The organism is Myroides albus (assembly GCF_024722315.1).
Taxonomy (GTDB): Bacteria; Bacteroidota; Bacteroidia; order Flavobacteriales; family Flavobacteriaceae; genus Flavobacterium; species Flavobacterium album_A.
In genome coordinates this window covers 1,014,688-1,037,598 of record NZ_CP102754.1, presented here as the reverse complement: position 1 = coordinate 1,037,598, position 22,911 = coordinate 1,014,688, and the positions used below count along the sequence as shown (strand labels likewise).

Sequence of the window (22,911 nt, the reverse complement as noted above, 5' to 3'; positions counted from 1 at the left end):
GAATTTGTTGTTAAATCTATATCAATGTTTCTGTAGTTTGGCTTGTATGAGAAGCCTTTAGTTTTTTATGATAGGTAAGATTGTATATTGATAATATCTTCTTTTGCTTTAGAATTGTCAAAAAACAGCAGAAGTGTTTGTTAAGTCTTTATTTGTAAAGGTTCTCTGTTTAAAAAATGATAGATTTGTATTCAATCAAAAAACATGATAACAAATGAGTAATAAAATATCTTTGGAGGATAGGAATATCTTGCGAAAATTTGTTCCTCAAGCTGAGCAACAAGGATACTTGACAAAAGAACAATTGGCAATCCTGTATGAATATAATTTGTTTAATCTTTTTGTACCTAAGGAGTTTAATGGATTAGAATTAGACTTTATAGAAGCTCTGGAGGTAGAGGAAGAGTTAGCTACTATTGATGGTAGTCTTGGGTGGACTGTGACATTGTGTAGTGGCGCAAATATGTTTGTAGGGTATTTAGATAGTAGTTTTAGCCAAACTCTTTTTAGCAATCCCAAAGTGTGTTTAGCAGGAAGTGGTAAAGTGGGAGGAGTAGCAATTGAAATAGAGGAAGGGTATATCGTAACAGGACATTGGAAAGTCGCAACTGGATTGCACCACAGTACTGGTTTTACTGCGAACTGTCGTATTGAGCGCAATGGTACATTCGTGACAGATGCTGATGGGAATCCAATCTACAAGTCTTTTTGCTTTTTACCTGAAGAAATTGAAGTTGTCAAAGAATGGGATACAATAGGGTTAATCTCTACGGGTAGTGATTCATTTAACGTAAAAGGAGTTAGGGTTGGTAGGGAACGTGCTTTCTCTATTGCTAAAGAAACTAAGGTTATCAACAATGATGTTTTTAGCTTTCCCTTTTTGCCCTTTGCTAAGTTTACTTTAGCTGTAAATCACATTGGGATGCAAGCTCATTTTATTGAATTGGCAGAAAATTACTTTGACAGTTTATCTAATAAGGAATATATCATAAAGCACAAGAGTATTATTGAGAATATGAAATCTTCTTTTTTGAACCGCAAGATTATGTTTTATCAGAAGGCGCATGAAAGTTGGGAAGTAGTAAAGGAAGGTGGTGATATTTCATGTAAAATGTCAGAAGAAATTGACAAGGTATGTGAACGCATTGTCTTTAAAGGGCGTGAAGATGTAATGAATTGTTTACCGTATTTGGGCTTGGACGTAATTAATAAGAACTCAGAAATTAATAGAGTTTTTAGGGATTTGATCGCAGCAGGTCAACACAGCCTGTTTCTTTAATTACGATTTTCAAATTACGAATTACAAATGGTTTGCCTACGGCATTAAGTATATATATCACTTCTAATCTATATCTAATATTTTGGGGTGTACGCTATATATTCAATAATAGAGATCGATGAGTATATTCATCGATTATGTATTTTTGAGGGTAATGAAAGATCACATCCTTATGTTTAATTACTTCAAAATAAGAATGACATTTTTTAGATGAGGTATATTGATGTAAATGAAGTGTTTTTTATTGAAAAGAATAACTTTGAGTTGTAAATATTATTTGGCACTTTTTAGTTTAGCTTTAAGTGATATTTGGATGCTACCTATGAGTTTTAGTAATTCTTCAATATCTTTTAATAAACTGTTTTTTTCTTTAGGTGTAAAGTAATCTGTTTCTGCTAAAAGGCATATCCAATAATGGGTTTCACGAGCTTCTTTATAAGCAATAGATAATTTAGAAAGAAAGTCTTTTTCACTTTGCGCACCAATAGTTTCTTCTATGTTAGCACCAATAGAAGTGCCTGAACGAAGTAATTGTTTGCTTAATATGTACTCCTTCTTTTCAGTTGTTAAATGTTGGTAAACTTTAATGATTCTTACAGCGAATTTGAAGCTCTTAATCTGTATAATATTGTCTTCTTTCATGCTTTTGATTAAGCTATAGAGGATTGTTTTATTTTAAGTATTACGGCGCTCTTCATATTAACTGCGATTACCTACGTAATTCGTAATTAGCTCGAAGAGCGCCGTAATTTGTAATTATTTAATTGACTCTGCTGCTTTAAGCACCGCTTCTCTTAATCCATTTTTATAATCTACCATCTTATTGAGAAGGTCTTCATTTTGACTACCTAATATCTGTATTGCCAGAAGACCTGCATTTTTAGCACCATTAAGGGCTACTGTAGCTACTGGTACACCTCCAGGCATCTGTAAGATAGATAGTACGCTATCCCATCCATCGATAGAGTTGCTCGATTTAACAGGTACTCCAATCACAGGAAGTGGAGACATTGAAGCTACCATACCAGGTAAGTGTGCTGCTCCTCCTGCTCCTGCGATGATCACATTAACACCGCGCTTATGAGCATTAGAAGAAAAGTCTACAAGTTTCTCAGGTGTTCTATGAGCAGATACGATATCCACTTCTACTTCTACACCGAATTCTTTAATAATATTGATTGCATCTTGCATGACAGGCATATCCGATATGCTGCCCATTACTACTGCTATTTTCATAAGATTTATTTGCTGATTACTTTAATAGTTTCTTTTACTTGCTGAGCTATTTCTCTCGCTTTAGTCATATCACTATTGACAATTGTTACGTGTCCCATTTTTCTAAAAGGACGAGTTTCGCGTTTACCATAGATATGAGGAGTCACACCCTCTATCGCTAAGATATCTTCCATTCCTTCATAGTACACTTGTCCAGTATATCCTTCAGCGCCTACTAAGTTTACCATGATACCAGCCACTTTGCTATCCGTATTCCCTAAAGGTAAATCTAAAATAGCACGGATGTGTTGTTCGAATTGGGAAGTATAACTCGCCTCTATAGAGTAGTGTCCAGAGTTATGAGGGCGAGGAGCCACTTCATTCACTAATACATCGTCATCTTGCGTTTGGAACATCTCCACAGCTAATAAACCTACATGATTAAATTTCTCAGAAACTTGTAGCGCAATAGCCCTTGCCTTATCCGCTACAGCGCTATCGATACGCGCAGGACAGATCACATATTCTACTTGGTTAGCTTCTGGGTGGAACTCCATTTCTACTACAGGGTATGTTTTGATTTCTCCAGAAGCAGAACGGGCTACGATCACAGCTAATTCGTTTTTAAAAGGAACCATTACTTCTGCGATACACTCTACATTAGGTAGTACATCTAAGTCAGTAATCGAGCGAACTACTTTTACTCCATTGCCATCATACCCAAACTGAGCTGACTTCCATACGAATGGCATCGTTACTTCATTAGCTGTAGCTGCTGTTTTTAGAGCTTCTATATCTGAGAATCTCTTATAAGGAGCAGTTGGGATATTATGAGTAGTATAGAAATCTTTTTGATTTCCTTTATTTTGGATTAATCGAAGTGTCTTAGGAGAAGGGAATACTTTAAGCCCTTCTTCTTCTAACTTATCAAGTGCATCTAAGTTGACATTTTCTATTTCGATCGTTAAGACATCCACTGTTTTACCAAAGCGATAAACAGTTTCAAAATCCATTAAATCCCCTTGGAAGAACTGATGTGCTCCATACTGAGAAGGGGCATCTTTGCTGGGATCTAGTACATTGGTAGCGATGTCAAATTTACGAGTGTCATATAGGAGCATTTTACCTAATTGACCTCCTCCTAATATTCCCAAACGGAAATCAGTAGAAAAGTAATTCATTGTGTAGTTGTATTGTTATTAAGGCAAAGATAATTTAAAAAAATATAAAATGAATCATATTGCTATTCGTCTTGTATTGCTTAACTCAATCTAATTGTTGTTCAAGAGAATTTGTTGTTTTTGAAATCAGAATTATTGGTAAAGAATAGGTCTTTTTAAGGCTTAAGTACTAAGATGTTGAGGTTTAAGTCCTGAATATAGTGTGTTTTTCATTTGAGTTTAATGCGAGTTCGATATTAGAATGGCAATTAGACTATCGCCTTCGATTTAGTAATTTATATGTATTTATTCACTATAGAAGATTATCTCTTTTTTATCTATTGACGAAATTACCGAAAATGATGATCAAGTTGTCGAATTTTAAAAAGCAGATTAATCTATTTTATTCGAGGGGTTAGCTTGCACTTTCTTGGAGATTGCTTGCGCTTTTCTTGGAGTTTTCTGGCTTAGAGAGCCTTTTTGTCGAAGAAAGGAGCAAGAAAGCCCCAAGAAATGTGCTTGCATCTCGCTACAAAGCTATAGGAAGATTGTCAATTAATATCAGGTAGTAATTAACTGCTGACTTAGATCGAATTCAGGTTTTTTAACAGAAGGAGGGAGGTCATTTATACAATCTATTTATTAGTTGATTGTTTTGTTTTAGGCAAATGTATTTCTCTTTTAAACGATAAGTAGTCATTGCTGTATTTATGCCTTATTTGCATAAGTTCTTCACAGCAGCTTCAACATTTTTCCGAGATAATACTACTTGAAGGAGGGGGGAAGAAATGTTGAAGGAGTATTAAGGAGATTTTGAATATAATAAGCATAGGTGTAGTGGTTGATGATGTTGTTTTAGTTTTACTGCTTGTATTGGCTGTTTGACTTGTATCTGAATAATTCTTATCAATCTTTTGATCTTGTGGTTGATGATGCCATGAGGTGTCAGTAAAAACACATTCGACAAATGGTTTGAAGTACGGTCCTTGTATTCGTTTGGTTAATTTTATGATATTGTGTTTTTTTGTTTTATTTAAGTGTAGTTTTTTATATTTATAATATTTATGTCTTATTTTTATAAGATATATTTTCATATTTTACAGATGTATTGGTTATTATTCTTTTTTAAGATATTGTTTTGCTAATAAAAAGTTAATTTCTGTTTTGATTTTAATAATAAATTGCGCTATATTTGAAAGGATAGAAATTACAATAATGTTTTTGTAAGATATTTAAAAGTAATCTCAACGATAAGACTCTACTTTGGTTTTAGAGTTAGATTGAATTAGTTTGTTTTAGACGTAGCGTTGTGAAGCGCTACGTTTTTTGTTTCTATTTTTTTGAATAATTGATAAATTTGAATGTTTTTATTTTAGAGAAAACGGAGTTTAAAGAGGAATAATAAGATTATTTATGTGTTTATGTAATTCCTTTGTTAATAAACTGATATAGGTTTTTTCTTTTTGTATATTTGCAAATTATCAATAACACAACACAATGGAAATACAAGTTTTAGACAAAACGTTTGTGCCGTTTATATCAGCAGAGCGTATCCAAAATCGATTAGAAGAAATTGCAACTCAAATAGAAAGAGATATGCAAGGAGACATTCCTGTATTTATTGGAGTTCTTAATGGATCTTTTATGGTATTTAGTGACTTGATAAAAAAGTATAAGGGAGACTGTGAGATGAGCTTTGTGAAAATGGCATCTTATATTGGAACTCAATCTAGCAATCAAGTGAATCAGTTACTTGGTTTAGATATAGACGTGACTGATCGTACAGTTGTAATCATTGAAGATATTGTAGATACAGGTAATACATTAGTAGCTTTAAAAAAGCTATTTGATCAACAACGTCCGAAACAAGTTAAAATATGCACACTTTGTCTGAAGCCAGAGGCATATAAAAAGGATATTCCTTTAGACTATGTCGCTTTTGAAATAGAAAATAAATTTATCGTAGGGTATGGTATGGACTATGATAAATTCGGTAGAAATATACCAGAGATATACCAAATTAAAGAATAATAATACACTAACAGGATAAACAATACATAATGATTGCAATCGTTTTATTTGGAAAGCCAGGTGCAGGAAAAGGAACACAGGCTGAATTTCTTAAAGAAAAATATAACTTAACTCACATTTCAACAGGTGACGTGTTTCGTTACAATTTGAAAAATGGAACAGAGTTAGGTAATCAAGCTAAAGTATTTATTGATAAAGGGGAACTAGTTCCTGATTCAATTACGATCAATATGTTAGCTGATGAAGTAGCTAAGAATATGGATAAAGCTGGGTTTTTATTTGACGGATTCCCAAGAACGATAAAACAAGCAGAAGCTTTAGAAGCATTGTTGGAGGAGAAAGGTATTGACTTTGTAGGTACAATTGGTCTTGATGCTAATGATGAGGTATTAGTAGCGAGAATCTTAGAAAGAGGTAAGACAAGTGGTAGAGCTGATGACCAAGATGAAACTAAAATCAGAAACCGCTATAAAGAATACAATGAGAAAACAGCACCTCTTATTGAGTTCTATAATAATAAAAATCAATATGCTGCTGTTGACGGGATTGGATCAATAGAAGAAGTGACTGAGCGTCTAAGTAAAGTTATAGATACTTTAGTATAAGCACTTTTGTATTTGAAAAAATACTATTTTTGCAGCCCAAAACTTTTTACATATTGTAAAGAGTAATAATAATAAAAGAAAGATGACTGAAGGGAATTTTGTCGATTATGTAAAAATATATGTTGCCTCTGGAAAAGGAGGTAGAGGATCTACACACTTACACCGCGAAAAATTTATTGAAAAAGGAGGACCTGATGGAGGTGATGGAGGTCGAGGTGGACATGTTTATATTGTAGGTAATGAAGGTCTTTGGACTTTGTTTCACTTAAAATTCATGCGCCATATTAAAGCAGGACATGGAGGTGATGGTGGTAGTTCAAGAAGTACTGGTGCTGATGGTGAAGATAGAATTATCGAAGTACCTCTTGGAACAGTTGTAAAAGATAAAGAGACAGGAGAAGTTCTATTTGAAATTACAGAACACGGAGAAAAACAAATTGTAGCTTTAGGAGGTAAAGGTGGTTTAGGTAACTGGCACTTTAGATCTTCTACTAATCAAACACCGCGATATGCTCAGCCAGGATTATCTGGACAAGAGTTAGATGTGATTTTAGAGTTAAAAGTGTTAGCAGATGTTGGACTAGTTGGATTTCCAAATGCAGGAAAATCTACACTTCTATCTGTTTTAACCTCTGCAAAACCTAAAATTGCGGATTATCCGTTTACAACTTTGAAGCCTAATTTAGGTATTGTGGCTTATCGCGATTTTAAATCTTTTGTGATTGCAGATATACCTGGTATTATTGAGGGTGCTGCTGAAGGAAAAGGTTTAGGACATTACTTTTTAAGACATATAGAACGCAACTCAACTTTGCTTTTTATGGTGCCGGCAGATGCTGATGATATCAAGAAAGAGTATGAAATTTTAGTTGATGAATTGCGTAGATATAACCCAGAAATGTTAGATAAAGATCGTCTTTTGGTTGTTACTAAGTGTGATATGCTGGATGATGAATTGAAATCTGAGTTAAAAGAACAACTTGATTCTGAATTAAGCGGAGTACCGTATATGTTTATTTCTTCTGTGGCTCAGCAAGGGCTTACAGAATTAAAAGATAAACTATGGGAAATGTTGAATAAAAAATAGTTAATTAAGGATATTCTATTTTAATCCTTAGAGCCAAGAAAAAGTGTAGAAAAATTAGCGTTAATTATTGTTCTACGGCAAGTTGCAGTCATATTTTTATTTTTTTTGTCTATATTTACCACTAAACTGGAAATATGTAATTAGAGAAATATAACTTATATGCTAACATTAATTTTTCTCACTTTTGTACTTGCTTTTATAGTACTATTTTTGAAAGAGTTCGTAAGAACTAAATATGTTGCAATAATATCCCTACTTCCATTTTCAATTTTTTTATATCTATTATCTTTTTTACCAACAATAAAAGATGGTACAAGTAGCCTAATTTATACGACTGACTGGGTTCCTTCATTGGGAATTAGTTTGGATTTTAAATTTGACGGATTATCTGTTCTTTTTGGGTTATTGATTTCAGGAATTGGAACATTGGTATATTTATATGCAATTTCTTATCTAAAGGGGCATCCGCTCTTACATCGCTTTTTATGCTACCTCACTATATTTATGGGGGCCATGTTAGGTGTTGTTACTTCAGATAACCTTATCACACTGTTTATCTTTTGGGAATTAACGAGTATTAGTTCCTTTTTCTTGATAGGATTTAACAATGAGGAAGAAGAATCCCGTAAAAGTGCTTTATGGGCTTTTTCAATCACTGGTTTAGGAGGTTTTTTCCTTTTGTCTTTTGGGATAATTGTTGGAACTATTACAGGAACTTACTCTATAAGTGAGTTGCTAAACCACAGTGATGTATTAAAAGATAGTCCATACTATTTATTAATCATCTTATTTTTGTTTGTGGCTGCTTTTACAAAGTCAGCTCAATTCCCTTTTCACTTTTGGTTACCTGGAGCAATGAAGGCTCCGACACCTGTATCTGCTTATTTGCACTCCGCTACAATGGTGAAGGCAGGAGTGTTTTTAGTGGCGAGGTTTACTCCTATTTTAGGAGGGGAGTTTTACTGGAATACAATTTTACTTGTGGTAGGAGGAGTGACTATGTTGTTTGGTGCTTTTCACAGCGTGTTCCGAAAGGATATGAAGGGTATTTTAGCTTATTCGACTATATCTGCTTTAGGTTTGTTGATGTTTCTATTGGGAATCGGAACAGAATTAGCAATGTATGCTATGGCGGTATTTGTGTTAGCGCACGCGTTGTATAAAGCTGCCTTTTTCTTAATCACAGGTATTGTTGATCACGCGTTACACACAAGAGATATCAATGAGTTGAGTGGACTGCGTAAGCACTTTCCTTTGCTTGCAGTAACAGCTGTTATTGCAGCTTTATCATGTGCGGGAATTCCTTTGACTTTTGGTTTTATTGGTAAGGAACTCATTTATGAAAGTGGATTGCACTTTTCGGATGACAGTTGGATATTGCTCATTACTGGAGCACTCTTTATTACCAATGTATTTTTGACTGCATCAGGTTTTTTAATTGGGTTTAAACCCTTTTTTGGCAAAGGTATGAAGAAGGTGCGCATTGCTCATAAGCCAGATTGGATGTTATTGACTCCTACGATAGTATTGAGTTTCTTTACTTTGTTATTGGGTATTTTTCCGATTATCGCCTATAAGGAGATTATACTTGCTGTTTTTGCTTCTCTTAATAGAGAAGTAGTTGAGATGCCTTTAAAGATTTGGCATGGTGTTAATAGTAGTTTGCTATTAAGCGGATGTACGATACTATTAGGAAGCATTATTTATTTTGTATTCAAAAAGTGGAAGAATCCGATGTGTTTTGTCCAGCGTTTTGATCGATTAGCTCCTCAGCATATTTTTTCTATACTGGCAGAAAAGTTCAGGTTACTCGCTTATAAGTATACTTTTATCTTTCACAGTAGTTATCTGAGATCGTATTTGGCTGTAATTATTGTTTTTTTCATCGGCTTGGTAGGATATAAATTGTTTACAGACGTGCCTTTGCGAGTGAATACAACAGGGCTATCGGAGTTTAGGATCTATGAGTTAGTTGTATTTTTGATAACGGTAGTGGCTGTAATATTTGCTATTAATACTTCTTCGCGATTGACTGCTATTGCAGCTACAGGAGTTGTAGGATATTGTATTTGTTTGATATTTGTCTTTTACGGTGCTCCAGATCTTGGTATGACACAGTTTGCAATCGATACGTTGACAACTGTTTTGTTTGTATTGGTCTTGTTCAAGCTTCCGCCATTTCTAAGATTCAATAATCGAAGATTACAGATTCGTGATGCTGTTATTTCTATCTCATTTGGAGTGTTAATCTCTATTATCACTCTTCAAGCACTTGTCTCTCCAGCAGATAAGGATATAAGTAGGTTTTATGCCGAGAATGCTTATGTACTTGCGAAAGGGAAGAATGTAGTAAATGTTATTTTAGTTGATTTTAGGGGGTTTGATACAATGATTGAAACTATTGTGTTGTCAATCGCTGCATTAGGGGTTTTCAGTATGTTAAAATATAAAGAAGATGAAGAAGAACTCGAGAATTAGAAAGAGAAGGTTAGACACTACGATTTTGCGAACGGCAACCAACTATTTGTTACCGCTCTTGCTGTTGTTTTCTTTGTTTGTATTACTTAGAGGACATTACCTTTCGGGTGGTGGATTTGTAGGAGGGTTGATCGCATCTATTGCTTTTGTTTTACACTCTTTTGCATATAGTACAAGACGCACACTGAGATTGTTTCAAGTGTCGCCTTTATTGTTAATACCTATAGGACTAACGTTGTCATTTGTCAGTGGCTTTTTACCAGTTATTTTGGGTTCTCCTTTTTTGACCGGTATTTGGTTTGCTGATTCAGTGGCTGTAATTGGTTCTGTAGGAACAGCACTTTTTTTTGATATAGGAGTGTATTTAGTAGTAATTGGAGTAGTATTGACAATATTGTTTACTATTTCAGAAAATGTATAAGAGAGAAGAATATGGAATTACTTTTAGTAGCATTAGTAGGTATTTTATATTCAGCAGGAATATACTTAATACTTAGAAGGAGTATGGTGAAATTACTTTTGGGGTTTATGATGCTTGGAAATGGAGCTAATATTCTCATTTTCTTGATGGGAGAACTGACCAAAGGTAGAGCGCCAATTATAGATGGGGATAGTATTCATTTTACGGATGTGTATGCAGATCCTGTACCACAAGCGTTAATCTTAACGGCTATTGTGATTAGTTTTGGATTAACAGCTTTTGCAATTATTCTATTGAAGAAAGTTCACGCAACAACAGGTACTGATGATCTCGATTCTCTTAATGTACAAGATTTAGATATATGATTTCGAACTTTATTTTAGCACCTATACTTGCACATATGTTAACTGCTATTGTCTTGATGTTCTTTTGGAAGAATGTGCAAGCGCAGAAGACAATTAGCGTTATTGGAAACTGTATTGCTTTCCTGGTTAGCTTGAGATTGTTTGCATTGGTATGGGAGAATGGAAATATGACAATGCAAATGGGAGGTTGGCAAGCTCCATTTGGAATCACTTTTGTTAGTGATACGCTTAGTGCAACAATGGTTGTACTAACTGCTATTGTATCTTTGGCTGTAGGTGTATATTCTACAGCAGCAACAAATATTAGTAGGATAAGATATGGGCACTTTTTTATTTTCCATTTTCTTATTATGGGATTAATGGGAGCCTTTTTGACAGGTGATATCTTTAATCTCTATGTTTGGTTTGAAGTTGTGATTATATCTTCATTTGTGTTGTTAACCTTAGGAGGTAAGAAAAGGCAAATGGAAGGGGCTGTAAAGTATGTAACCATGAATATGTTGGCCTCCTCTATATTTTTGACTGCTATCGGGATTTTATATGGAATCACGGGTAGTTTGAATATTGCGGATTTGCCAGAGCACGTAGCAGCGGTAGAAAACAGGGGATTGGTGACAGTAACTGCTTTATTGTTCTTCGTTGGGTTTGGTATTAAATCTGCGGTGTTCCCTATGTATTTCTGGTTGCCATCATCCTATCATACTCCCCCTTCAGCGATTGGTGCTGTATTCGGTGGGTTATTGACAAAGATGGGGGTTTACTCTATGTTGCGTATTTTTACTGTTGTCTTTGAACCAGATGATTTTATCCTTGGTGTGTTTATTGTTATTGCAATTTTAACGATGATTAGTGGCGCATTAGGAGTAATCAATAAAAGGAATATGCGTCGTATATTTTCCTATTTCATTGTATGTCATATAGGGTATCTGATTGCTGGTATTGGTATCTATACGGAGTTGGCTTTAGTAGGAGTAGTGTTTTACTTGATTCACGATGTGATTGTCAAGAGTAATTTATTCATGATGAGTGGAATCATTCAAAAGATTCGAATGACCCAAGATGTGTACCGCTTAGGTGGTTTCTATAAAGATTACCCAAGGTTATCACTTGTTTTTGCTGTTATCTTGTTTTCACTTGCAGGTATTCCACCTTTATCAGGTTTTTGGCCCAAGATAATGTTGTTTCAAGAAGCATTTAAACAGGAGAGTTATGTGTTGTTGGCGACGTTGATTTTTGCCAGTTTTATTACCTTGTTTATTGTAGCCCGTATATGGTCTGAAGTTTTTTGGAAAGATCTGCCAAAACCTAATGCAGAAGAGATTGACCACTTTGCTACTTTTCACAAGAGAGGAAAGATTGCCTTGGTTTTACCTGTAGTAGGATTGGCGATGGTATCTTTGTTTATAGGTTTGAAGGCATCATTCGTTTTCGAAATAACCGAACGCATTGCTTATGAATTAAAGAATCCAAGTATTTATATAGAATCAGTGATGCATCACTTAAAATAGGGAGAGTATGTTAAAGTATTTTTTATTAAACTTATTACTGGCATTTGTTTGGGTTGCTCTAACGGGACAGCTGAACTACTCTAACTTTATATTTGGTTCCGTAGCAGGTTTCTTTATTTTGTGGATGCTGACGCGTAGATCCAATATGGCAGAGAAAGAGTATTTCTATCGCGTACCTAAAATATTAGTTTTCATTCTGTATTTTTTATATGATATGATGGAAGCAAATTTAAGAGTAGCTATTGATGTAATGACACCGAATTTCCACACAACTCCAGGTATTATTAAGTATCAACTGGATGCCAAAACGGATTTTGAGATTACAATGCTGACAAATATTATTGCACTAACGCCTGGTACAATGGTAATGGATATTGCAGATGATAAGAGCTATGTGTATATACATACGATGTATTTGAAAGACAAGAAAAAGTTCGTCAAGAATATGAAAGAACGTACGGAAACTAAATTATTAGAGATATTGCGATGACAGTAGATGATTATTTATTATATGTTATAATGCCTATTATCAGTTTGTCTTTGATATTTATTTTTATCAGATTTATTAAAGGACCAACTGTTGCAGATCGCGTAGTCGCTTTAGACTTATTGATTACGGTGGGTGTAGGAGTGATAGGTTTATTCAGTTTGATTGCTGATAACCCTATATTTTTGGATGTGGCTATCATTTTGGCTCTAATTGCCTTTTTAAGTACAGTAGCCTTTGCATTTTATTTAGTTAAAAGAAATAGAGATGATTGATATTTTTATAATGATACTTTGTACGGTAGGGGCTATCTTCGTGTTGATCGCTTCGATAGGAATTGTGAGGATGCCTGATTTTTACACCAGGTTATCTATCACTATTAAAGCTGCGACCTTGGGTATAGGATGTATTTTAGCAGGTGCTGCAATTCATTTTTCTGAGTTTTCTACTACTACAAAAGTGTTGGCTATTATATTTTTCTTGTTTATTACATCTCCAGTAGCTGCATTTCTTATTGCGAGAACGGCCTATATTACTGGAATTAAATTATGGGATAAATCTGTAGTCGACGAACTACAAGATCGCTATGATAATAACAATAACATACCGAATAAGGGGTGTAAAGAAGACGAGGAGTAAAGAGTCTTGTTTAGTAGCGTTTGAATTATTTTTTTTATTGTGAAGAAATCTATTGAATTACTTTTATCTTCGCAATCTAACATCTATAACAATTATGAAAAAAATCGTGTTATTTTTATCAGCATTATTATTTGTATTACCTGTAAAGGTTAAGGCTGATGAAGGAATGTGGTTCTTGATGTTTCTTGAGCGTTTGAATCAACGTGACATGGAAAAAATGGGACTACAATTAACTGCTGAAGAAATCTATAGTATTAACAATCATTCATTAAAAGATGCTATTGTGCAATTTGATGGAGGTTGTACAGCGGAAATCGTATCAAGTCAAGGTTTAGTTTTAACAAACCACCACTGTGGATATGATAAAATTGCTAATCTATCTACGCCTGAAGATGATATTCTAACAAATGGATTTTGGGCAAAGGATAAGCAATCTGAAAGAGAGGCAAAGGGACTATCTGTTCGCTTCTTTGTTCGTATGGATAACGTTACAGACCGTATTTTATCTGTAGTTGATGACAAGATGTCTGAATTAGATAGAGAAAAAGCAATTAACAAGGAGATTGCTAAGATTCAAAAAGAGAATGATGAAGGCGGAAAATACACTGTTTCTGTTCGTTCTTTTTTTCAAGGAAATGAATTTTACTACTTTGTTTACCAAGATTACACTGACGTTCGTTTAGTAGGTACACCTCCAAATAGTATTGGAAAATACGGTGGTGATACTGATAACTGGGAATGGCCAAGACATACAGGTGACTTCTCTATTTTTAGAGTATATACTGATAAAGAGGGGAACCCTGCGCCATATTCACCAGAGAATATTCCAATGGCTCCTAAGCACTATTTACCTGTTTCTACAGCTGGTATTAAAGAGGGAGATTTCTCTATGATCCTTGGATATCCAGGACGTACAAATCGTTGGATGCCTGCTCAAGGTGTTGAACAAAATATCAAGTTTGCGTATCCTGCTTGGGTTGAAGGGTCTAAGTTAGGTATGGATGTAATGAAAAAGTATATGTCTGAAAATGACGAAGTACGTTTGAATTATGCCTCTAAATATGCTGGTGTTGCAAACTATTGGAAAAATAGACAAGGGATGATTGATGCCTTAACACAGCATCAAACTGTAGCAGTAAAAACGGAGAATGAAAAGGCATTTGACAGTTGGGCTAACAAAGAAGAAAATAAAGCAAAATATGGCGATGTAATAAATGATATCAATGCGTATTATGCTGCGACTAATGAAAAAGCACGTCATGATAATTATTTGATCTCTATGATGAGAACATCTTCTATGGTGGCTATTCCATACAGATTGGCTGGTGGAGTTGAGAAATTTGCCTTAGGAAAAAAATCTACTCGCGATGAAATGCGTGGAGAGTTTGAAGATTTTGCATCAAATTTATATAAAGGTAAATATGAACCTTTAGAAAGAGAAATGTTGGCAAAACAATTAGAACTTTACGTTTCTAAATCCGAAGGATATGAGATTGCACCTTATGTAGCTCAGATTCAAAAGGAGTATAAGGGCGATTTTACAAAGTTTGTCAATGAAGCATTTTCAAAGAGTATTTTTGCTAATATCAATACATTAAAGGCATTTTTAGATAAACCAAAAGGTGTCGTTATTTCAAGAGATCCGTTGTTTAAATTGTCTTTGGCTTTAATGGAGAAAAGCAGACATAAAACAGAGGAATTAGCTAAGTTAGAGGACAAGTATCAAAAGGCATTTAGATTATTAGTTGACGGATTGCAAAAGAGTAATCCTGATAAAAAGTATTACCCAGATGCAAACTCAACCCTGCGTTTAACTTACGGTACTGTTAAAGATTTACCAAGAGGAAAGAAGGTGAATGATGCAGCGGAAAATTGGTTTACTACTTTGAAGGGAACAGTTGCTAAACACATACCAGGCGATGAGGAATTTGAAAATCCTCAAAAGTTAATTGATTTGTACAATGCAAAAGATTATGGACCTTATGCGGATAAAGCGGGACATCTACCAGTTAACTTCCTAACTAATCACGATATTACAGGAGGTAATTCAGGATCTCCAGTGTTAAATGCAAAAGGAGAATTGATTGGTTTAGCTTTTGATGGTAACATTGAAGCTATGGCAGGAGATGTTATTTACGACCCAGAACTACAAAGAACAATCAATGTGGATATTCGCTATGTACTTTTTATCATTGATAAATTTGCTGGAGCTAAACACATCGTTGATGAAATGACAATAGTAAAGTAATTTGATTTACAGAAAAATATTTATCTTAAGAGCACCTGATTTCAGGTGCTTTTTTTTGCATCTTTGTACCGTGTAACCTAAGTTTAAGGTATGAAATTCATCTTTTTTTTATCCTCTTTTATTTTATTGATCAGTTGTAGTAAGCAACCCAATAAATTAGAAGGTGAAACCAAGCTCTCTTACTACTATTGGAAGACTACTTTCGAATTAGATAGTATAGAGAAACAATCTATTCAAGAGCTTAATGTCACTAAATTGTATATGCGTTACTTTGACGTTGCAATGCAAAATGACGTGGCAATACCTATAAGTCCTATCCTATTTAAAGAGAAAGTGAGTGAAGGTATTTCGATCGTCCCTGTGGTTTATATTAAAAATGAAGTGATGCTTCGAAATAATATTAATCTTCAGGCGTTAGCACAGAAGATCGTTCACTTCATTAAGCAGGTGAATGAGCGGAATGCACTCTCCATTACAGAAGTACAACTTGACTGTGATTGGTCATTACAATCTCGAGAAAACTTTTTTACTTTAATAGAAGAAATTAAGAGAATAGAACAGTGGAAAGTTTCGTCTACTATTCGCTTACACCAGATTAAATATGCTGAGAAAACAGGAATACCCAATGTTGATCATGGTGTCTTGATGTATTACAATATGGGTAGTATAGCTGCGGATAGCCTTAACTCAATCTACGATAGGAATATTGCAAATAAGTACATCGCTTATATCAAAGGATATCCTCTGCGCCTAAACTATGCTTTGCCAATCTATTCTTGGTTGATTCAGAGTAGAAAAGGTAAAGTTGTTCGGATGATTAGCCGCATACGCTTAGAAGATGTGTCAGCAAATGACGCTTTTAAATTAGTGAATGCTAAGCAGTTTGAAGTGGTCAAAACAGGGGATTATTTCGGACAGTTTTTTAGACAAGGTGATCTTATTAAGATTGAAAGTATTACTTCAGAACAGTTGTTAGAAATGAAAAAGGACCTATTAAAGGTGAGTAATGCTTGTCCCAATGAAATTATATTATACGATTTGAATTCAAAAAATATAAACTCTTATGAAAAAGAAGTATTTAAAGAACTTATTACTTGCAAGTAGCTTCTCTGCAGTTGTAGGTGTAGGTATTTATAGTTATGCTTGTGCAGATGGGTATTGGAGTTACGCTATGACTTCCTCTTTTACGCCTGAAGCATTCGTTGATAAATCTTATCAACCCATGTTTTTTGCTCCTTACGAACGGTTTTACAATAATCAATATATTTCGAATACGGATGTTTTTCACAATAATATTGTAGAAGATTGGAGTGTGTATTTAGGAAATAAGGTTTCTAAAGAAGCTATTGCTTATTACCTATTGGATGATTCAGATAGTGAGAATAATAGTCGATTACTGTATTTAGATTTGAATAAGAAAAAGAATAAATCAGGTAAATACGGTTTAGATTTAAAAGATGAAAGAGTAATGAATTTTGTTACTTTTTTGAATATTGCAAAACGGATAGATGCCTATAGTAGTCGTACATATGATTATTGGAATTATTCAGAGTATGTAGAAATTCCTGTGGACAATGATATTGTGACTTTATCACAGCAATTCTACGATAAAATGAATAAGTCAGATAAGTTTTTTAGTAACCGCATGTGGTTTCAAGTGCTAAAAGCAAAGTTTTATTCGGGTAATCGTCAGTCTGTCATAAGCTATTTTGAGCGTACAGCACATAAACAAGAAAAGAACACATTGTATTATAGAGGACTTGGCTATGTGGCAGGTGCTTATTATCAAGCTGGAAATTATGAAACCTCTAATCTATTGTATGCTGAAATTTACAATGCTGAACCTCAATTACGTCAAATAGCCACTTATAATTTTAAACCATTAGATAACACTGCTATCCAAAGGATAGTAGAAATGACAGATGATGTTAATGTACAAACTGCTATTTGGGCTATCATGGGGTATTATAAAGATGAGATTAGCAGCATGAAACAAATTTATGCTATTGATCCGAGTAGTCCACATATTGATTATTTGTTAACGAGATGGGTTAATGTACAAGAGCAGGAAGTCAATATTCCTACGGAGCATAGGTTTAAATCTAAAGCAGATTATTTTAAATCTGTCGAAGGAAAGATTGATCAAAGTACATATCAATGGATAAGGGATGTTAGCAATAAAAAACAGAAACTACACAATCCTGTGTTGTGGAAATTAACGCTGGCCTATTTAGATATTTTTCAAGGAAACTTTAGCAGTGCATCAAAGTATTTGGAGGATGCTAAAGCGTTAGTGAAAAGTGATGATGTAATGATTCAAGATCAGATACGTTTATTTTCTTTAATCAATGCTGTTTCTCAAGTTGAAAAAGTGGATTCAAAGGTGGAGGCACGTCTTTTAACTGAAATGCAATGGTTGTTTCAAAATTTGAATACGCGTGATTATTCAGATCCTTTTAGATATGAATATGCAGCACATTGGGTGAAACGCTTTCTTTCAACAGTGTATAAAGAGAATAATAATACTATTATGGCTGAAGTATTAGTTTCAGAAGGACCTTCTTATTACAGTAATTTGAAGCAATCTCGTGAAATGGAAGAGTACCTATTGAGCAAGAATAAAAGTGCTTTCGAACAATTGTTTGTTGATAGTTATGGGTTTAATCTAAGTGATATTTATGAAAGTCGTGCGCTGTATTTTTTCTATCAAGATAAAATTGAGGAAGCTATTGTTGAAATGGAGAAAGCACAGCCTGTCAAGAGAAAAAATGCTTATTTTTCTAATGAATATGAGACCTTATTATATAAGGATACTGAATTATTAGGAAATCCATTTAACGGAAATATCAAAGATTGTAACGATTGTGATCATCAAGCAAAACAAAGAGTGAAGTATACCAAGCTTTCTTTCTTGAAAAAAATCAAGGAAATGAAAGATAAGATTGCAAAGGGAGAAGATGTTTATAATAATGCTCTTTTATTAGGTAATGCGTTTTACAATACGACTTACTTTGGAAATGCAAGGGTGTTTTATTACAATAGTATCCTAAACGAATATGGCAGTAACTCTATTAGTAGTAACAATAAAGCTATCTTATTAAGTATGAAGTTAGCTGAAAAATACTATGCAATTGCCCAAAAACAGGCTACTACAAGAGAACAAAAAGCGAAGTTAGCCTATTTCGAAGCAAAAATTGAGCGAAACAATTTTTATGTAAAAGAATACCATAGCAAGGATTATTATTACGGCGCGTGGGGGGATGATATTATGTTTAAAAAGTGGAAGGGATTCGCTAAATTGAAAGAACAGTATAGCGACACGAATTTCTACCAAGAAGTAATTCAGGAATGCGAATACTTTGATCGTTATCAGGCAAGTAGAAGATAATGTTTTTTATTTATAGGGTAAATAGTATTTATTATCTGTATTTACATGTGTTACTTTACCCAAGGAGTAAGGGAAAGAATGCATACGCAAATAAGAGTGTAAGCACCGTTATATCTAATATAAAAACTTTTTTACTCGTGAACCATTGCAAGACAATTGTGCTGAGTATTCTCGTAACAAAGGCATAGATGAAGAATGTAAATATGCGTTGACTATATGGATTAATGTATATGGTCTGGCTATACCCCTTTTGCATAATTGAGATAAAGTCTCTCGTCAAACCTCTACTTCTACAATATTGGATAGGCATTCCTTCACAAGAGGAACGTATATGGATTCCACTTATGTCTGTAAAAGCTAAGATGCTGATATAGCCAAATAAGATTGCAAGTAAGGCAGCGAATATACTATTGATCAGTACGTATTCTCTCTTCAAGATATTAATTGTATTTAATCGTCTTCTTCTGTATCTTCTGTCCAAATGTATTCTGTATCTTCTTGTATGCTATCCGTTTGATATTCATCTTGATATAGTGTATTGTCGTAGTATGAGTTTGTATTATCTATATCTCTGGCAACAGAAGTTAATGCCGCAGCAAATATGGTATGCCAGACAATACAAATAAGCATTCCTACACTGCCAACGACTGTGGCTGCGATAGCAAACCCCTTAGGAGTACGGTTTTTTGTAGTCTTGCTAATCGCTACGATTCCAAGTATTAATGAAGGAATTAAAAACAACAGAGCAAACCAGTAAAAACATGGGATAAAAGAGGTGATTAAACCTATAATACCCAGTACTAAACTGATAATCTCTAAAGTGTAGTCAGGTGATCTTTGGGGATACTGGTTGTTATTTTGGTATTCGAAATTTTGATTTTCCATAGTTTTAAATTTTTGTTAAAATTAAACAATAAAATTGATTTTCATTCTACTGCATTTTTATTTCTAAAAAGCGTAATTTATACCGAAATAGTATACTTCATTTCAAAAAGTGTTCATGTTCAAGTTTAAAGTATTAATTTTACATTTCAAGTTTAAAAAATATATAAAATGCGTGTACATTTTATCGCAATAGGAGGGAGTGCAATGCACAATTTAGCTTTGGCATTACACGATAAAGGTGATCAAGTGACAGGTAGTGATGATGCTATCTTTGAGCCATCTAAATCAAGATTACAAGAGAAGGGACTTTTACCTGAAAAGGAGGGATGGTTTGAGGAAAAGATAACAGGTGATATCGATGCTGTTATTTTGGGAATGCATGCTAAGAACGACAATCCTGAATTGATTAAAGCAAAAGAATTGGGTTTAAAAATTTACTCTTACCCAGAATTTATATATGAACACTCAAAGAATAAAACAAGAGTTGTAATTGGTGGATCTCATGGGAAGACGACGATTACTTCAATGGTTTTACACGTAATGCATTATCACGATAGAGAAGTTGATTATTTAGTTGGAGCACAGTTAGAAGGTTTTGACAGGATGGTGAATTTAACAGCGGAAAATGACTTTATGTTGATTGAAGGTGATGAGTATTTATCTTCTGCTTTAGATCTTAGACCTAAATTTCATTTGTATCAACCTAATATTGCTTTGTTGAGTGGAATCGCTTGGGACCATATCAATGTGTTTCCTACATTTGAAAATTATGTAGAGCAGTTTAAGATTTTTATTGATAAGATTGTCAATGGTGGAATACTTGTGTACAATGAAGAAGACCCTATTGTTGAAAAACTTGTCGAAGAAACAGCTAATCCCATTCGAAAGATAGCTTATAATACTCCTGCTTATTCGATTGAGAATGGAATTACTTATCTTGAAACTTCAGAGGGACCTATGCCACTTGAAGTTTTTGGAGCACATAACTTAAGTAATTTGAATGGAGCCAAGTGGGTATGTCAAAATATGGGAATAGATGAAGATGACTTTTATGAAGCAATAGCTACCTTTAAAGGTGCTTCTAAGCGATTAGAAAAGCTATTCGACAAGGGAGGGGCTATCGTCTATAAGGATTTTGCTCATTCACCAAGCAAGGTGATTGCAACCACAGAAGCTGTAAAATTGCAATACCCAAATAAGAAAGTTATTGCATGTCTTGAACTACATACTTACAGTAGTTTGAATGTTGACTTTTTGCAACAGTATAAAGGAGCCTTAGATAAAGCAGACGAAGCAGTTGTGTTTTATTCTTTGGATGCATTGAAGATCAAACGTATGCAAGAGATTTCCTCTGATCAAATGCTAAGTGCTTTTGCAAAAGAGGGATTGAAAACTTATACTAATGCTGAAAGTTTTAAATCTTACCTTTATGCTTTGGATTTATCTGATACTGTATTGTTATTTATGAGTTCAGGTAACTATGGAGGGTTAAATATGGAAACCTTTATTTCAGAAAGATTACAATAATTTTATTTTAAAAGTATAAATACTTAAAGCTTCTAATTGAATTCTATTAGAAGCTTTTTTTATAACGATCCGCAAGTTTTAACAGGCTTGATTTTTGTTGCTCTTGTACAAGTGTTAATCTAATATGTATGGAGCAAACTAATTTTACTATTAAACATTGGGCAGAAGATGATAGACCAAGAGAAAAATTGATTCTCAAAGGTAAGGCTTCTTTGAGTGATGCAGAACTTCTCGCTATTCTGATTGGATCGGGAAGTAAGCAGGAAACAGCAGTGGAATTATCAAAGCGATTATTGCAATTCTATAGCAATAACTTAGCTTTACTCGCAAGACAAGGAGTAAAGCAATTAACCACCTTTAAAGGGATAGGAGAAGCTAAAGCTGTTTCTATTATAGCGGCCTTAGAAATTGGTCAAAGAAGAAGATCTGCAGATCAGCTGACTCAGGATCAAATTACTTGTAGTCAAGATGTATTTGAAATTATGCAACCTGTTTTAGGTGATTTAGATCATGAAGAATTTTGGGTTTTACTTTTGAGTAATTCGAATAAGGTTAATCACAAATTATCTTTGAGTAAAGGAGGAATGACGGGAACAGTTGTCGATGTTCGCATTCTTTTTAAGTCGGCTTTAGACTATCGCGCAACAGGATTGATTCTTGTTCATAATCATCCTTCGGGTAAGCTAAAACCAAGTGAGGCAGATATTGCGATTACCAAGAAGATTAAGGAAGGTGGGAAAATCATGGATATCTCTTTGTTGGACCATGTGATTATAACAGAACACAGCTATTATAGCTTTGCGGATGAAGGTTTAATGTAACTTGTACAAACAGTATTTAATTTTAAGTCTTACTTTTGCAGTTATTAAAAATAACGAGTTATGAATTATCCTTTTAAGGACAAGACAGATATATTTTTTGATTTAGATCATACATTATGGGATTTTGAACGCAATTCGGCTTTGGCTTTTGAACAAGTTATCGACGAGATGAAATTTCCCTTTTCTATTGAAGACTTTCTGAAGTTTTATGTAGATATCAATGCAACATACTGGGATAAATACAGTCTTAATCAAGTGTCACAAGAGGAATTGAGAATTGGCAGAATACGCGATACGTTTGACCAATTAGGTTATTCAACTACGACTACAAAACAACTTGAAATGGGAGATAAGTATTTGAACTATTTACCTAATTACAATTATTTGTTTGATGGGGCTATCGATCTCTTAGACTATTTACAAGAGTCCTATCGTCTACATATAATTACAAATGGGTTTAATGAAGTTCAGAACAGAAAATTAATAAACTCTGGTATCTATGATTACTTCCAGACAATTACAAACTCTGAGAATGCTGGGGTTAAGAAACCGGATCCTAAAATATTTCAATACGCGTTATCTCAAGCACAGGTTCACGTTGGCAAGACTGTCATGGTAGGAGATAATCTCTTAGCAGATATCGAAGGAGCAAGGAGTGTTGGTATGGATGCTATTTACTATCATCCTCAAGAAGTTGTTAGTGATAAATCTCTTGTCCAAGTGCAAGAGTTACTACAAATAAAAAACCTGCTTTAACAGCAGGTTTT

22 protein-coding genes are annotated in these 22,911 nt (G+C 34.1%); 17 read left to right on the top strand and 5 right to left on the bottom strand.

From position 1 onward, the window contains the following. Positions 1–214 precede the first annotated feature (214 nt). A complete protein-coding gene (locus NWE55_RS04960; RefSeq protein WP_155091355.1) occupies positions 215–1,279 on the top strand; it encodes an acyl-CoA dehydrogenase family protein in 1,065 nt (354 codons plus the stop codon). A 273-nt stretch (positions 1,280–1,552) separates the two neighbouring features. Here NWE55_RS04960 and NWE55_RS04955 read toward each other — a convergent pair whose 3' ends face one another. The 3 genes from NWE55_RS04955 to NWE55_RS04945 all read right to left on the bottom strand — a co-directional run bounded on the left by NWE55_RS04955 (position 1,553) and on the right by NWE55_RS04945 (position 3,675). Continuing rightward, on the bottom strand, positions 1,553–1,921 hold the full coding sequence (locus NWE55_RS04955) for a four helix bundle protein (protein ID WP_155091356.1): 369 nt from the start codon (positions 1,919–1,921) through the stop codon (positions 1,553–1,555). A 114-nt stretch (positions 1,922–2,035) separates the two neighbouring features. Then, complete coding sequence (purE, locus tag NWE55_RS04950) at positions 2,036–2,515, bottom strand: 5-(carboxyamino)imidazole ribonucleotide mutase (protein ID WP_155091357.1); 480 nt, start codon at positions 2,513–2,515, stop codon at positions 2,036–2,038. A 5-nt stretch (positions 2,516–2,520) separates the two neighbouring features. Continuing rightward, positions 2,521–3,675, bottom strand: coding sequence for a 5-(carboxyamino)imidazole ribonucleotide synthase (locus tag NWE55_RS04945; protein ID WP_155091358.1), 1,155 nt, complete (start codon positions 3,673–3,675; stop codon positions 2,521–2,523). Positions 3,676–5,151: 1,476 nt separating this feature from the next. Between NWE55_RS04945 and hpt the strand changes: the two genes are divergently transcribed. The 13 genes from hpt to NWE55_RS04880 all read left to right on the top strand — a co-directional run bounded on the left by hpt (position 5,152) and on the right by NWE55_RS04880 (position 18,911). Further along, entirely contained in the window at positions 5,152–5,685 is a 534-nt protein-coding gene (gene hpt / locus NWE55_RS04940) for a hypoxanthine phosphoribosyltransferase (RefSeq protein WP_155091359.1), read from the top strand. 29 nt (positions 5,686–5,714) lie between these two features. Then, a complete protein-coding gene (locus NWE55_RS04935) occupies positions 5,715–6,290 on the top strand; it encodes an adenylate kinase (RefSeq protein WP_155091360.1) in 576 nt (191 codons plus the stop codon). 82 nt (positions 6,291–6,372) lie between these two features. Continuing rightward, complete coding sequence (obgE, locus tag NWE55_RS04930) at positions 6,373–7,377, top strand: GTPase ObgE (protein WP_155091361.1); 1,005 nt, start codon at positions 6,373–6,375, stop codon at positions 7,375–7,377. Between the two features lie 159 nt (positions 7,378–7,536). After that, positions 7,537–9,855, top strand: coding sequence for a hydrogen gas-evolving membrane-bound hydrogenase subunit E (gene mbhE / locus NWE55_RS04925; RefSeq protein ID WP_155091362.1), 2,319 nt, complete (start codon positions 7,537–7,539; stop codon positions 9,853–9,855). Next, a complete protein-coding gene (locus tag NWE55_RS04920) occupies positions 9,833–10,276 on the top strand; it encodes a Na+/H+ antiporter subunit B (RefSeq protein WP_155091363.1) in 444 nt (147 codons plus the stop codon). Before mbhE ends, NWE55_RS04920 begins: the two co-directional genes overlap by 23 nt. Before the next feature lie 11 nt (positions 10,277–10,287). Then, positions 10,288–10,641 (top strand): Na+/H+ antiporter subunit C, encoded by a 354-nt coding sequence (locus tag NWE55_RS04915; RefSeq protein ID WP_155091364.1) that lies wholly within the window; start codon positions 10,288–10,290, stop codon positions 10,639–10,641. Continuing rightward, positions 10,638–12,149: a proton-conducting transporter transmembrane domain-containing protein gene (locus NWE55_RS04910; protein ID WP_155091365.1), complete on the top strand. Its 1,512-nt coding sequence runs from the start codon at positions 10,638–10,640 to the stop codon at positions 12,147–12,149. Before NWE55_RS04915 ends, NWE55_RS04910 begins: the two co-directional genes overlap by 4 nt. Positions 12,150–12,156: 7 nt before the next feature. Then, complete coding sequence (locus NWE55_RS04905) at positions 12,157–12,639, top strand: Na+/H+ antiporter subunit E (RefSeq protein WP_155091366.1); 483 nt, start codon at positions 12,157–12,159, stop codon at positions 12,637–12,639. Beyond that, positions 12,636–12,911 carry a cation:proton antiporter gene (locus tag NWE55_RS04900; RefSeq protein WP_155091367.1) on the top strand — a complete coding sequence of 92 codons (276 nt, stop codon included), beginning with the start codon at positions 12,636–12,638 and terminating at the stop codon, positions 12,909–12,911. Before NWE55_RS04905 ends, NWE55_RS04900 begins: the two co-directional genes overlap by 4 nt. Continuing rightward, positions 12,904–13,275: a monovalent cation/H(+) antiporter subunit G gene (gene mnhG / locus NWE55_RS04895; RefSeq protein ID WP_155091368.1), complete on the top strand. Its 372-nt coding sequence runs from the start codon at positions 12,904–12,906 to the stop codon at positions 13,273–13,275. Before NWE55_RS04900 ends, mnhG begins: the two co-directional genes overlap by 8 nt. Before the next feature lie 94 nt (positions 13,276–13,369). Further along, positions 13,370–15,523: a S46 family peptidase gene (locus NWE55_RS04890; protein ID WP_155091369.1), complete on the top strand. Its 2,154-nt coding sequence runs from the start codon at positions 13,370–13,372 to the stop codon at positions 15,521–15,523. 90 nt (positions 15,524–15,613) lie between these two features. Then, positions 15,614–16,627, top strand: a complete 1,014-nt coding sequence (locus NWE55_RS04885; RefSeq protein ID WP_155091370.1) for a hypothetical protein — start codon at positions 15,614–15,616, stop codon at positions 16,625–16,627. Continuing rightward, positions 16,587–18,911 carry a hypothetical protein gene (locus NWE55_RS04880; RefSeq protein WP_155091371.1) on the top strand — a complete coding sequence of 775 codons (2,325 nt, stop codon included), beginning with the start codon at positions 16,587–16,589 and terminating at the stop codon, positions 18,909–18,911. The genes NWE55_RS04885 and NWE55_RS04880 overlap by 41 nt, the downstream gene beginning before the upstream one ends. A 55-nt stretch (positions 18,912–18,966) precedes the next feature. Here the strand turns inward: NWE55_RS04880 and NWE55_RS04875 are convergent, their stop codons facing one another. Together NWE55_RS04875 and NWE55_RS04870 are read right to left on the bottom strand one after the other, a co-directional pair. Beyond that, positions 18,967–19,347, bottom strand: a complete 381-nt coding sequence (locus NWE55_RS04875) for a hypothetical protein (protein WP_155091372.1) — start codon at positions 19,345–19,347, stop codon at positions 18,967–18,969. Between the two features lie 14 nt (positions 19,348–19,361). Next, positions 19,362–19,796: a DUF4190 domain-containing protein gene (locus NWE55_RS04870; protein ID WP_155091373.1), complete on the bottom strand. Its 435-nt coding sequence runs from the start codon at positions 19,794–19,796 to the stop codon at positions 19,362–19,364. Positions 19,797–19,964: 168 nt separating this feature from the next. Here NWE55_RS04870 and NWE55_RS04865 point away from each other — a divergent pair, with 168 nt between their 5' ends. From NWE55_RS04865 to NWE55_RS04855, 3 genes are all read left to right on the top strand, one after another. Beyond that, entirely contained in the window at positions 19,965–21,323 is a 1,359-nt protein-coding gene (locus tag NWE55_RS04865) for a UDP-N-acetylmuramate--L-alanine ligase (protein ID WP_155091374.1), read from the top strand. A gap of 128 nt (positions 21,324–21,451) precedes the next feature. Next, on the top strand, positions 21,452–22,144 hold the full coding sequence (radC, locus tag NWE55_RS04860; RefSeq protein ID WP_155091375.1) for a RadC family protein: 693 nt from the start codon (positions 21,452–21,454) through the stop codon (positions 22,142–22,144). A 60-nt stretch (positions 22,145–22,204) separates the two neighbouring features. Further along, complete coding sequence (locus NWE55_RS04855; RefSeq protein WP_155091376.1) at positions 22,205–22,900, top strand: YjjG family noncanonical pyrimidine nucleotidase; 696 nt, start codon at positions 22,205–22,207, stop codon at positions 22,898–22,900. Positions 22,901–22,911 lie beyond the last annotated feature (11 nt).